Origin of the sequence: Parerythrobacter lacustris (assembly GCF_024626475.1) — a bacterium.
In the GTDB taxonomy this organism is placed as follows: domain Bacteria; phylum Pseudomonadota; class Alphaproteobacteria; order Sphingomonadales; family Sphingomonadaceae; genus Parerythrobacter_A; species Parerythrobacter_A lacustris.
In genome coordinates this window covers 325,621-337,681 of record NZ_JANKHH010000001.1, presented here as the reverse complement: position 1 = coordinate 337,681, position 12,061 = coordinate 325,621, and the positions used below count along the sequence as shown (strand labels likewise).

Annotated in this window: 15 protein-coding genes; 6 read left to right on the top strand and 9 right to left on the bottom strand. The window is 65.9% G+C overall.

The features are described 5' to 3' along the window. Window positions 1-4 precede the first annotated feature (4 nt). From yidD to NSO95_RS01645, 5 genes are all read right to left on the bottom strand, one after another. Complete coding sequence (gene yidD, locus NSO95_RS01665; protein ID WP_257594401.1) at window positions 5-214, bottom strand: membrane protein insertion efficiency factor YidD; 210 nt, start codon at window positions 212-214, stop codon at window positions 5-7. Next, on the bottom strand, window positions 211-603 hold the full coding sequence (gene rnpA / locus NSO95_RS01660; protein WP_257594400.1) for a ribonuclease P protein component: 393 nt from the start codon (window positions 601-603) through the stop codon (window positions 211-213). The genes yidD and rnpA overlap by 4 nt, the downstream gene beginning before the upstream one ends. Window positions 604-757: 154 nt before the next feature. Next, window positions 758-892, bottom strand: coding sequence for a 50S ribosomal protein L34 (rpmH, locus tag NSO95_RS01655; RefSeq protein ID WP_257594399.1), 135 nt, complete (start codon window positions 890-892; stop codon window positions 758-760). A gap of 64 nt (window positions 893-956) precedes the next feature. Continuing rightward, on the bottom strand, window positions 957-1,757 hold the full coding sequence (locus tag NSO95_RS01650) for an alpha/beta hydrolase (protein WP_257594398.1): 801 nt from the start codon (window positions 1,755-1,757) through the stop codon (window positions 957-959). An 86-nt stretch (window positions 1,758-1,843) separates the two neighbouring features. Then, window positions 1,844-4,189, bottom strand: a complete 2,346-nt coding sequence (locus NSO95_RS01645) for a CRTAC1 family protein (protein WP_257594397.1) — start codon at window positions 4,187-4,189, stop codon at window positions 1,844-1,846. 96 nt (window positions 4,190-4,285) lie between these two features. Here NSO95_RS01645 and NSO95_RS01640 point away from each other — a divergent pair, with 96 nt between their 5' ends. From NSO95_RS01640 to NSO95_RS01630, 3 genes are read left to right on the top strand one after another with little or no spacing between them, the layout of a single operon-like run. Then, complete coding sequence (locus NSO95_RS01640; protein WP_257594666.1) at window positions 4,286-5,794, top strand: YifB family Mg chelatase-like AAA ATPase; 1,509 nt, start codon at window positions 4,286-4,288, stop codon at window positions 5,792-5,794. 55 nt (window positions 5,795-5,849) lie between these two features. Next, window positions 5,850-6,539, top strand: a complete 690-nt coding sequence (locus NSO95_RS01635; RefSeq protein WP_257594396.1) for a ferritin-like domain-containing protein — start codon at window positions 5,850-5,852, stop codon at window positions 6,537-6,539. 19 nt (window positions 6,540-6,558) lie between these two features. Then, window positions 6,559-6,984, top strand: a complete 426-nt coding sequence (locus NSO95_RS01630; protein ID WP_257594395.1) for a GtrA family protein — start codon at window positions 6,559-6,561, stop codon at window positions 6,982-6,984. A gap of 6 nt (window positions 6,985-6,990) precedes the next feature. Here the strand turns inward: NSO95_RS01630 and NSO95_RS01625 are convergent, their stop codons facing one another. Further along, window positions 6,991-7,536, bottom strand: a complete 546-nt coding sequence (locus NSO95_RS01625; protein WP_257594394.1) for a winged helix-turn-helix transcriptional regulator — start codon at window positions 7,534-7,536, stop codon at window positions 6,991-6,993. A 215-nt stretch (window positions 7,537-7,751) separates the two neighbouring features. Here NSO95_RS01625 and NSO95_RS01620 point away from each other — a divergent pair, with 215 nt between their 5' ends. Then, window positions 7,752-8,093: a CC_3452 family protein gene (locus NSO95_RS01620; RefSeq protein ID WP_257594393.1), complete on the top strand. Its 342-nt coding sequence runs from the start codon at window positions 7,752-7,754 to the stop codon at window positions 8,091-8,093. Between the two features lie 76 nt (window positions 8,094-8,169). Here the strand turns inward: NSO95_RS01620 and NSO95_RS01615 are convergent, their stop codons facing one another. The 3 genes from NSO95_RS01615 to galE form a co-directional block, all read right to left on the bottom strand. Continuing rightward, entirely contained in the window at window positions 8,170-8,787 is a 618-nt protein-coding gene (locus NSO95_RS01615) for an HAD family hydrolase (protein WP_257594392.1), read from the bottom strand. Window positions 8,788-8,946: 159 nt separating this feature from the next. After that, on the bottom strand, window positions 8,947-9,072 hold the full coding sequence (gene ykgO, locus NSO95_RS01610) for a type B 50S ribosomal protein L36 (RefSeq protein WP_029941846.1): 126 nt from the start codon (window positions 9,070-9,072) through the stop codon (window positions 8,947-8,949). Between the two features lie 102 nt (window positions 9,073-9,174). Continuing rightward, window positions 9,175-10,188 carry a UDP-glucose 4-epimerase GalE gene (galE, locus tag NSO95_RS01605; protein ID WP_257594391.1) on the bottom strand — a complete coding sequence of 338 codons (1,014 nt, stop codon included), beginning with the start codon at window positions 10,186-10,188 and terminating at the stop codon, window positions 9,175-9,177. 125 nt (window positions 10,189-10,313) lie between these two features. Between galE and NSO95_RS01600 the strand changes: the two genes are divergently transcribed. Then, complete coding sequence (locus NSO95_RS01600) at window positions 10,314-10,934, top strand: DUF4136 domain-containing protein (RefSeq protein WP_257594390.1); 621 nt, start codon at window positions 10,314-10,316, stop codon at window positions 10,932-10,934. Continuing rightward, on the top strand, window positions 10,931-12,061 hold the full coding sequence (locus NSO95_RS01595) for a M14 family metallopeptidase (RefSeq protein ID WP_257594389.1): 1,131 nt from the start codon (window positions 10,931-10,933) through the stop codon (window positions 12,059-12,061). The genes NSO95_RS01600 and NSO95_RS01595 overlap by 4 nt, the downstream gene beginning before the upstream one ends.

Below are 12,061 nucleotides of genomic sequence, written 5' to 3'. Positions count from 1 at the left end.
GGTACTACGGCACGGGATCCAAGCCGTGCCCGCCCCAAGGGTGGCAGCGCAGTATACGTTTCAGCGCCAACCATCCACCCTTGATTGCGCCGTGTTTGCCGAGCGCTTCGATCGCATATTGCGAGCAGGATGGCGAGTAGCGGCAGGTCGGCGGCAGGACGCGCGAAGGCCCCCATTGCCACAGCCGGGCGATCCAGATCAGCGGGTACTTCATGCGCGCTTCGACCTGTGACGCGGGCGGTGCCTTCGCGCCGGGTCAATCTCGCCCTTGGCGGCCTTCTCCAGCGCACGGGCCAGTTCGCTGCGCAGCGCGGAAAAGTCCCGTTCGATGCCGGTCTCGCGCCCGATCAGCACATGATCGTGATCGGCCAGCCCGGCTGAGGGCAAGGCTTCGCGCAGCAGCACGCGAAACCGGCGTTTCATCCGGTTGCGCACCACCGCATTGCCGATCTTCTTGGTCACGGTGATGCCGTAGCGCTTGCCCTGCCCCTGATTCGGTTGGACCAGCAGCACGAATCCCGGTCGCGCCACGCGCAATCCCCGATTTGCAGCGAGGAAATCGGCGCGCCTGGTCAGAACGGAGGGGGTTGGATCGCTCGACATGAGTCCGGTCGCTTTAGCGATTCGCGGCGGCGGTGGAAATGCAAACGGGTCCCGTCAGGGACCCGCAAGGCCGACCGGCCGCCCGCAGCGAAGCGGCCTTCAGGCCGCGTGAGCGAGGAAATCGCACGCCCGGATGGGCGTTGCGCAAAACAAGTTACGCGCTGAGCGTCTTGCGGCCGCGGCGGCGACGCGCGCGCAGCACCTTGCGGCCACCCGGGGTCGCCTTGCGTGCGAAGAAGCCGTGGCGACGGGCACGCACGAGATTGCTGGGCTGGAACGTCCGCTTCATGATAACCTCTAGTCGAAATAAAAAGGGCCGCCTGCAAAGGCGACCGCCTGTATGGACCGGGCCGTTAAGGCAGGACCAGTGCCGAGTCAAGATATCCCGTATCGGCGTATGCGATCTTCGGCGCCGCCGTGACCAGCCCCTCGACGGCTGCTTCGCCGATCCAGCCGCGCATATCCTGCGCGGTCAGCCAACGGGCATCGGCATGGGGCACCGAATTGGTCATGTCGTAAAAGGCGCGGGCTTGGCCGGAATTCATGCCCATCTCACGGTAGTAGGCGAGATAGGTTGCGTTGGCGCCCTCATCCGCGCCGAAATCGCCCGCTTCGCGCCCGCGCGTGTCGCGCCAACTGTGGACTGCGAATTCCGCGCCATCGTCGATCCGGCGGCGCTCGCCCGCGAGGAACAGCTCGACCGCGCCGGAACGGACGGAGCCGTGGGCCGGGACATGCGTTTCCAGACTCGCCGCGCGGATCATCCGCCCGACTGCGAGGTTGGCGATATCGTGATCGGTCCCCGGGCACTCGACCAGCGACAGCGTGCGCAGCTGCGGGAAATCTCGCAGCATCGCGCGGAACTGCGCGGGCGACTGCCGGTCGGTAACCCCGATCATTTCCGCGCGGGTCGAATCGACCACACGAAACGGCCCGTAGGTCGCGATCGCCTCGGCCTGCGGTTTGGCCCGCGCCGGAACGAGGCGGTCCGCGCCTGGCACAGCGTCGTCCGCTCCGACGCGAACCCACTGCTGGCTTCCCGGATCCCATTCCTCGATCCAGGTCTCGACCGAGAGCAGCTGCGCCTGCGCTGGCGCAGCGATCAGCAGCAGCGCGGTGCACAGGATGGCAAACAGGCGGGCGGCAGCAACCATGCCGCCCTTTTCGCGCGCGGGCCCTTACCGTCCTGCCAAGCGGCGCGGTTGCCGGCGGGTTTCGGGCTATGGTTAACTCGAGGACGCTAGTGGCCCGAATGATCCCTCTTTCCGGGCAGGCGTTTGAAGGGAGCGAGTTTGGTTGCGACCGGCTGCACCGCCGCCTGACCCTCGACGATACGATAACTGCGGTTCGGCGCCATCCCGTCGAAGCTCTGCTCGATCCCCGTGGCCGGCCAGCGCACGGTCACCCGCTCGACTCGTGCCACATCGCCCAGGCCGACGAGCTGAGTCAGCGCGCTAGAACCGAAACTGCCGCCGGTGTTGACCACCCGCCAGAGCTCCCGCCGCCGTCCGGCGCTGTCCGACACCTCGACCTTCACTACCGCGCCGATCGCGCTGCGATTGCTCCGCCGCCCTTCAAACCGGAGCGACAACCAGCGGTTCGTACTGCCGAGGTTCTCGAACAGCGCGTTCATATAGGTGTCGCCCTTGGCCGCCCCGCCGAGCTGCGAGAAGATATCCGCATCCCCGTCGCGGTCGAAATCGCCGAACGCGATCCCGTGCCCTTTCTGGATATGGCCGAGGCCGGACGATGCGGTGATCAGCTCGAACCGCGTCCCCTGCCGGTTCCACATCGCGGTGTTGGGGATGATCGTTTCATAGGGCGAGGCCCCGGTGCCCCAGTACATGTCGAGCCAGCCGTCGTTATCGAAGTCGCCGAAGCCCGACCCCATGACGTAATTGGGCGCGGTGAGCCCGGCTGCCTCGCTGACATCCTCGAAGGTGCCGTCGCCGCGATTGCGGTAAAGCGCAGGGCTGGATGACTTTGGGTCGAACTCGCCCGGATCGCGCCCGGCGAAGCTGCGCGCCATTGTATCGGTGACCTGGCCCGCACCATAGGGGGCGACGAACAGGTCCTGCCAACCATCGTTGTCGTAGTCGAAGAACCAGCTGGCGAAGCTTCGCACCGGACCGCCCACCCCGGCCGCTGCGGTGACATCTTCGAATGCCACCCCGTTACCGGCTCCGCGATTGCGGAACAGTTGGTTCGCCTCGCGCAGGCAGGACACGTACAAATCGGGATAGCCGTCACCGTCGTAGTCCCCGGCGGCGACGGACTTGGGGTTGCAATCGAAATCCGCCGGGGTCCACGCTGGCAACTGCTCGAACCGCTCGCCCTTGCGGTTCATGAAGATGTCGACCCGGCCCGAAACGCGGCGGCTCTTGCGCTCGTTGGCGACGATCAGATCGAGCCAGCCGTCGTTATCCAGATCGGCGAAGGTGGAACTCAGCGTCGGTTCGAACTGGAGCAGGCCCATGTCCACCGTCACATCCTCGAACCGGCCCTTGCCGTCGTTGCGCAGCAGCGAGTTGGGCACCATTTGGCCGCCCTGCCCCCAGGCGCCGCGCATCAGGTAGATATCGGCATCGCCGTCATTGTCGAAATCTCCGTGGACCGCGTTGAGACCGCCGGTCATCCCGGCCAGCCCGGACTGCGCGGTGGCATCGACGAAGCGCCCGTCCGGCGTGCGCAGGTACAGCAGCACCTCGCCCTCGAGCGTCCAGCTGGTGGTGAAGATGTCGAGCTGGCCGTCGCCGTCGAAATCCTCGACCACCGCGGCCCCCGCGTTGTTCATCCGGTCGACCCCGGCGAGGTCGGAGACATTGGCGAACTTCGGCCCCGCGTAGCCTTCGATCGTGCCCGGCATCGGCAACAGGTGCGCAGGCGGGACCCGGTCGGGATAGCCGCCCAGCGTCATATGCGCGATGTTGAGCAGCCATTTGGCCTGGTAATCGCCCGGATTGCGCGCGAGCACGCGCTTCTCCAGCATGGCGATAGCCTTGGTCGAGCCTTCCTCGAGCTTGTGCTGCGCCCCGGTGTCGATCGGCACGATGCAGGCCCCGGCGTGCGGGTTGTTGAAGCAGTTCTGTTGTTCGCCCATCCGCAGGTAGGCGATGGCGAGGCGGTTTTCGACATCGCGGGCCAGCGCACCGTCGGGCTCCTCGGCCTGCGCCCAGCGGTCGACCTTCTCCAGCCGTGCGATCGCGGCTTCGGTCTCGCCCGCCTCCATCATCTCGCTGGCGGTGCGCAGATGCTGCGCCGCGCCTTCGGCGCTGTCGAGATCGCGCCACAGGCGATATTCGTCGCGTAAACCCTTGGCCCAGCGGCGCAGGTACGAACCCTTCTCGCGTGCGCGCAGTTCGGCGAGCATCGCGTTCATCCCGACGGTTCCGGGGCGCACTTCGAGCTGGGTGACGAATTCTTGCATCGGCATCTTGCGCAGCCGCTCGCGGTCGAGGTCCCACGCGGCAAGGCCTGCGGCGATTAGCGCCAGCACCGCCCCGATCACCGCCATCCGCCGCCTGCCGGCCCGCCGCAACATCGATCCCTCCATCCCCGATGCGTCGTGATCTAGCGGGTCTGGCAATTTTGGCCAGCATCGTTATTCCCAAGCATTGCAAGCCGTTGTGTTGAGGACCGCGACCGGCTCGGCGTGACATCGCAGGATGGGGACGGGGGTATCGTGGTCGCACTGGTAAGGACTGTCGCCTATCTCGGGCTCGAGGCGCGCAGCGTCGAGGTGCAATGCTCGGTCGCGCCGGGCGTGCCCAAATTCAACATCGTCGGCCTGGCGGACAAGGCGGTGGGCGAGAGCAAGGAACGGGTGCGCGCCGCGCTCGCCAGCATGGGCCTTGCGCTGCCGCCCAAACGGATCACGATCAACCTCTCTCCCGCCGACCTCCCCAAGGAAGGCTCGCACTACGACCTGCCCGTTGCGCTCGCGCTGCTCGCCGCGATGGGAGTGACCGACGGCGAGCAGCTGGGCGACTGGATGGCGGTGGGCGAGCTCGCGCTCGACGGGCGGATCGTCGCCTCGCCCGGAGTGCTGCTCGCCGCGCTGCATGCGAGCGAGCAGGAAGCGGGGCTGATCTGTCCCGCCGCACAAGGTGCGGAAGCGCGCTGGGCGAGCGAGATTCCGATCTGCGCCGCGCCCGACCTCGTCAGCCTGCTCAACCATCTGAAGGGAACGGCGCAGCTTCCTGCGCCGCAACCGGGCGAGGTCGAACCCGCACCGCCGGGGCCGGACCTGAAACAGGTCAAGGGGCAGGAAACCGCCAAGCGCGCGTTGGAGATCGCCGCCGCCGGTGGTCACAATTTGCTGATGATCGGGCCGCCGGGTGCGGGAAAGAGCCTGCTCGCCTCGTGCCTGCCCGGAATCCTGCCCGGACTTTCGCCCGCCGAGGCGCTCGAGGTTTCGATGGTGCAATCGGTTGCAGGCACGCTCGAAGGCGGCCGGATCAGCCGCGCGCGCCCATTCCGCGCGCCGCACCATTCGGCGAGCATGGCGGCGCTCACCGGCGGCGGGCTGAAGGTCAAGCCGGGCGAGGTCAGCCTCGCGCATCTGGGCGTGCTGTTCCTCGACGAATTGCCCGAATTCCAGCGCGCGGTACTCGATTCCTTGCGCCAACCGCTGGAAACCGGGACGGTCGATGTCGCGCGCGCCAATGCCCATGTCACCTTCCCCGCGCGGGTGCAGCTGATCGCGGCGATGAACCCGTGCCGCTGCGGGCATCTGGGCGACCCCGCGCTGGCCTGCAGCCGCGCGCCGCGCTGTGCGGCGGACTACCAGAGCAAGGTTTCCGGCCCGATGCTCGACCGGATCGACCTCCATGTCGAAGTCGACCCGGTCAGCGCCGCCGACCTCGCGCTGCCACCGCCAGCCGAGGGTAGCGCGCAGGTCGAGGCGCGAGTCGCCGCCGCGCGCGCACTCCAGACTGGCCGCGCTGCCGAGACCGGAGTGCGCAGCAACGCCGAATTGCAGGGCGAGGCGCTCGAACGCTTCGCCACGCCGGACGAGCCCGGCCAGCGCCTGCTGATGCAGGCCGCCGAAGCGATGCGCCTCTCCGCGCGCGGCTACACGCGGATGCTGCGGGTGGCGCGAACGATCGCCGACCTGGCTCGCGCGGAGCAGGTGGGGCGCATTCATGTGGCGGAGGCGCTCAGTTACCGGCGGCAGGCGCCGAGAGCATAGCATTGGCTAGTTGGCAGACTTTGCCCTAAACTCCTGCCAAAGGAGTCGCCCCCTAATGCTCACCCGTATCCGCAGCCGCTATCTCGACCTGCTCGGGTCGATTTACATCTACAACGAACACCGCGGATACACCGCGATCGACCGGGTGCTCGAGGCAGTGCGGGCGCGCTCGCCGGGTGATCGCGCCCTGATTGTCAGTATCGAGAAGCACCGTGCGGACGAGCGCAAGCACTACGTCATGTTCAAGCGCTGGTTCGAACTGCAGGGCCGCAAGCCGATGGCGCTCGACCGGCATTTCGGCCACATCGACCGCTTTATCGAGATCATGTTCCGCCGCACGATCGACCGGCTCGATACGCAGGAAATCGTCGCACGCGACGAGTTGTTCGAGCGATTGTGCCGGGTCATCTCGCTGACCGAACAGCGCGGCTACCGCCAGGTCGAGACGCTGCTCGCCAATCGCTTCGTCCGTTCCGACCCGGCGCTGGTGCGCATTTTCGAGGTCATCCGGCGCGACGAGCCGAGCCACTGGGCGCCCTATGACGGCTGGCTGCGCGAACATGCGAAGCGCGAGCCGAAATGGTGGGAGCGCGCAGTGGACGGCTTCATCCATTCCGAGCTTTTGCTGCTGAAACTGCCGATCCTGTTCATCAACCCCTTCGTCAAGCGGCGGGAGGACTGGGCGGACGATGGCGAGTCGCAGCCCGATCGCTATTCGGACCATCTGCGCCCGGTCGCGGCCTGATCCGGGCCGTCGGGAAATCATGAGTCAAAGCGAAGGCAACCTGCTTAGCCGCCTGCTCCAGCGACGCGTCGGGTGGATGCTGGTTCGCAACACGGTGGTCAGCACCGGCGTGTTCCTGCTCGGCCTCGCGCTGCTGTGGCTGCTGGTCGAACAGGGCGGGATGGACGAGGTGATCGCCGCGGGGATCGGCTTCGTGACCGCCAACACAATGCATTATGCGCTCGGCCGGAAATGGATATTTCGCGGCACCGACCGCGCGCTGGCGAGCGGCTACGCGATATTTCTGGTCAACGGCGGGATCGGGCTGGTGGTGACGATGGCGCTCTATGCTGCGCTGCTGCGGTGGACTCCGCTCGACTACCTCGTCGCGCGGGTGATTGTCTCCGTGTTCGCCGGACTTGTGATGTTCGTGCTCAACGCGGTGTGGAATTTCCGCCGCGTATGATGTGCGCTATTCGGCGGCAACCTGCCGAGCGAGATCGGCATAGTCGCCCATACCCAGCGCGTCACCCGGCACCGCAACGGTCCCATCGGCGCGCTTGCCTAAATCCTCAGGCTTGACCAGCCACAGGTCTTTCGGGCCGAGGATGCGCCCATCGTGCGCCAGTATCGAAACCGGGCCGATCGGCAGGCGGTCGAATTCGTCGACCAGCACCGGGTTCTCGGTCATCTCGGCCCCGTATTTCTGGCCCCACTGCCGCAGCGCGAGCATGGCAGGCAGCAGGTCGAAGCCCTTTTCGGTCAGGCGGTATTCGATCCGGCGGCGATCCTCCGCACAGGGCTGGCGGTCGAGAATGCCATGCTCGACCAGCTTGGCGAGGCGGTTCGAGAGGATGTTGCGGGCGATGCCGAGCTCGGTGAGGAACTCCTCGAAATGGTGCAGGCCGTTGAAGCTGGCGCGCAGGATCATGAACGCCCAGCGCTCGCCCATCACTTCCAGCGCCTCGGGCAGACCGCAGCCGGTCAGTTCCCGCAATGGTTCGCGAAGATCACCCATTATCCAGCTCCCTTATCCCGCAGTGATAACGCGGAAAGCCAATGTCACAAACCTGAAACTGGAAATATGAACCAAAAGTCAGTTTTAGGTTGCAACCTAAAACCTAACAGAGTAGGTAGTGATTCGCAACTGATTGCACAACGCGATCGGTTGGACCCGAAAACCCGGCACGACCCTCTCCCAAACCGGGGTGCCGAATCCGAAGGATCGATACGATGGCCCTCTCCCTCTCTCTCTCGCGCGCTGTTCCTGCTGCTGTGGTTGCCCTTGGCTGGACCGCCCTGTCGTTCGGCGCGGTTACCGCCACCCCAGCCGAAGCCCGCGGCAATGCCCCGCACTACACCGTCGAACTCGCCGCCCCGGCGAAGGAAGCCCGCACCATTGCCGGCGGGATCGCCTGGAGCTGCGAAGGCACCACCTGCGTCGCCGGCAAGGGCAGCTCGCGCCCCGAAGTGATGTGCGCCCGCCTGCAGCGCGAAGTCGGCCAGATCGCCAGCTTCACCACCGACGGCAACGCACTCCCGGCCGAAAAGCTGGCGAGCTGCAACAGCAAGTAATTCGCACCAGACCCCAGACCCGTCCTCTCCATCACGGGTCCCTCAGGCCTCCGGCACCATGCCGGGGGCCTTTTTTCTAGAGCAGCCCGCGCGCGGAGAATTCTGCGCCCAGCGCCCCAGCATCGCGGAAGTGGTGCGTGTGCCAGCCGAGCCTTGCCGCCGCCTCGACATTGGCGAGGCTGTCATCGATGAACAACATCCGCTCGGGCGCATGACCGAACCGCTGCGTGGCGAGCCGGAAGATAGCGCTGCCCGGCTTCACCAGCGCCTCGCGTCCCGAGACGACGATATCGCGGAAATGGTCCAGCACCGGCTGGGTCGGGCGGAACTGCGCCCAGAAATCGGTCCCGAAATTGGTGATTGCGTAGAGCGGCACCCCGCGCGCCGACAAGGCCTCGATCAGGTCGGACACCCCGGGAACGACGCCGGGGATCGTCTCCAGCCAGCGGTCGCGATAGGCTTCGATCGCGACGCGATATTCGGGGAAGGCGCGAATGCGCTCCGCCACCATCTCGCCAATCGGCCGCCCCGCATCGTGCTGCCCATGCCAGGTTTCGGTCACCACATGCGCGCAAAACCAGTCGAGCTCCGCCGGATCGTCGAACAGCTTGGCAAACAGGATTCGCATGTCCCACTGGACGATCACCCGTCCGACATCGAACACGACGGCGTTTATTTTCCCGGCGTGCGGCATGCTGATTCTCCGTAGCGAATCCCGGGCGCCGGAAACGGCTCCGGCCCGCTCCCCCTCCCGGCCACCCAATACCGTATCGGGTATGATTGGGTGGCCGGGAGGGGGAGCGGGCCGGTGCCGCGCGAGGATCGGGCTATGCCCGATCCGGTCAACGCACAATTACCCCTGGCGCGCCTTGAAGCGGCGGTTGGTCTTGTTGATGACATAGGTCCGGCCACGGCGACGGATCACGCGGCAATCCCGGTGGCGGTCCTTCAGCGACTTGAGGCTGTTGCGGATCTTCATGGCTTACGCTTTCCAAAAATAAGGGCACCGGAGATGGTCTCCGATGCCGGAAATTCAAGCGCGGCCCCTAGGGCGAGAATCACTTGCGGTCAAGCCTCACGCTCACCGCTCGTCGCGCAGATCGGACAGCTTGCGCTCCCATTGCAGCGCATGGCCGATGATCGTGTCGAGATCGGCATGCTGAGGTTGCCACGGCAGGGTCGCCTTGATCCGCGAGGGATCGGAAATCAGCGAGCCCGGATCGCCAGCCCGGCGCGGCTCCAGCCGCCGCTCGATCGTCCGGTTGGTCACCCGGTCGACCGCGTCGAGCACCTCGAGCACCGAGAATCCGCGGCCATAGCCGCAGTTCATCGTCAGCGACGCGTCGGGCCGCGCGACCAGCTCCTCCAGCGCCAGCACATGTGCTGCCGCGAGGTCGGAGACATGGATGTAGTCGCGCACGCCGGTCCCGTCGGGCGTGTCGAAATCGGTCCCGAACACCGCGACGTGATCGCGCTTGCCCAGCGCGGCTTCAACCGCGACCTTGATCAGGTGGGTCGCCCCGGCGGTCGACTGCCCCGTGCGCCCCTCGGGGTCTGCCCCGGCGACGTTGAAATAGCGCAAGGCGCAGTAGTTCATCGCATGTGCAATAGCGGTGTCGGCGAGCATTCGCTCGGTCATCAGCTTCGACCAGCCATAGGGGTTGATCGGCATTTGCGGCGTATCCTCGGTCACCGCCTCGACCTCGGGGATGCCGTAGGTCGCCGCGGTCGAGCTGAAGATGAAATGGCGCACGTGGCCGTTCACCGCCGCCTCGATCAAGGCGCGGCTCTTCACCGTGTTGTTGTGATAATATTTGAGCGGATCGGACACGCTCTCGGGCACCACCACCGACCCGGCGAAATGCATCACCGCGCCGATCCCGTGCTCGGTGAAAATGCGCGCGAGCACAGCCTGATCCTCGATATCGCTCTGGTAGAACGGCACATCACCCGGCACGGCGAAGCGGAAGCCGGTTACCAGATTGTCGATCACCGCCACCGGCCACCCGGCATCGCGCAGCGCGAGAACGGCATGGCTGCCGATATAGCCGGCGCCGCCGGTTACCAGCACGCCGAAAGGTTTGTCTGTCTGCATGGCCCGACCTCTAGCATTTGCCGGCGGCACAATGGTTAACGGCGGAGGTTTTTTCCGCAGCGAACTGGCCATGGCGCGCCTGTCCGGCTAGAAACACGAGTTTGGGGGGCCAAGGAGCTGGAATCATGCGCATAATCCTCCCCGCCCTCACTGCCGGCCTCATCCTTTCGCTCGCCGCCTGTGCCACCACCCCGGCGCCCGGTCCGGTTTCGGTCACCCGGTTCGTCGATCCGGCGGTCGCCGCGCGCACCGTCGGCGAGACCTTCTTCGTCGAGAGCGCACCGGGCAGCGCCATGCCGCCCGAACAATTGTCCGCTTACAAAGCTGCGGTTGCCGCCGAACTGACCGAACGTGGCTTCGTCGAAACCTCACGCGAAGGGGCTTCGATGATCGCGCAGGTCCGGGCCGAGAGTACAGTAGCGGCACCGGCGACGCGCAAGCGCGGTCCAGTCAGCGTAGGTGTCGGCGGCTCGACCGGCAGCTACGGCTCGGGCGTCGGCCTCGGCCTCGGGATCAACCTTGGCGGAGGCGGATCCAAGGAAACGCGCGGCACCGAACTGGGCGTCATGCTGCGCGATGCACGAACCGGCGCGACATTTTGGGAAGGTCGCGCGCAATTTTCGGTAAGCGTTGATTCACCTCTCGCCATTAGCCAAGCCAACGCAACGGCAATAGCCGATGCCATGTTCCGCGAATATCCCGGCAACAATGGCGAAACGACAGAAGTAAGGGCCAGCAGTCAGTGAACGACGTTTCCATCGATGCGAATTTCGACAGCGGCAATATCGAAGTGCTGTCGATAGCGGGTGCATCGGCGCGCCTCGCGATCCGGCAGGACCACATGAGCGAATTCAAGCAGTGGTTCCATTTTCGTGTCGCGGGCGCAGCAGGGCGCGAGCTCGAAATCAGGATCACCGGGCTCGAAGCCTCGGCCTATCCGCTCGGCTGGCCGGACTACAATTGCCGCGTCTCTGAAGACCGCGAGTTCTGGACCGCTACCGAAACCTCTTACGCAAGAAGCGAGGACGGCGGAACGCTGACTGTGCACTACACCCCGGCGAGCGACATCGCCTGGTTCGCCTACTTCGCGCCCTATTCGATGGAACGGCACCACGATCTCGTGTCCGAAGCGGCGGCGAGCGAGGGCGTTGCCTACCGCAAGCTCGGCGAATCGCTCGACGGGCAGCCGATCGACTGCCTCAGCTTCGGCGACGGCGATGTTCAGGTCTGGCTCACCGCACGCCAGCATCCCGGGGAAACGCAGGCCGAATGGTGGATGGAAGGCATGCTCGAATTGATGACCGACCCGGCGGACTCGGTCGCGCGCGAGCTGCGCAGGCGCTGCACCTTCCATGTCGTGCCCAACTGCAATCCCGACGGATCGCGCCGCGGGCACCTGCGCACCAATGCCGCCGGTGTGAACCTCAACCGCGAATGGCAAAGCCCGAGTGCCGAACGCTCGCCCGAAGTGCTCGCGATCCGCAATGCGATGGACGCAACCGGGGTCGATTTCGCGATGGACGTGCACGGCGACGAGGCGATCCCCGCGTGCTTCTTCGCCGGATATGAAGGCATTCCCGGGCTGACCGAGGAGCATCTCGCGAAGTTCACCCGCTACCGCGCGATCCTCGACCGCCGCACGCCAGATTTCCAGACCGCGAAGGGCTATCCGGTGTCGCAGCCGGGCGGAGCCAACATGACCATGTGCACCACGCAGGTCGCGCACCGTTTCCAATGCGCGGCGATGACGCTGGAGATGCCCTACAAGGACCACGATGACGCGCCCGATGCGGAGCAGAACTGGTCGCCCGAACGCTGCAAGCAGCTGGGCAAGGATTGCATGGGCGCGCTGTTGGAGTGGCTCGACACATGA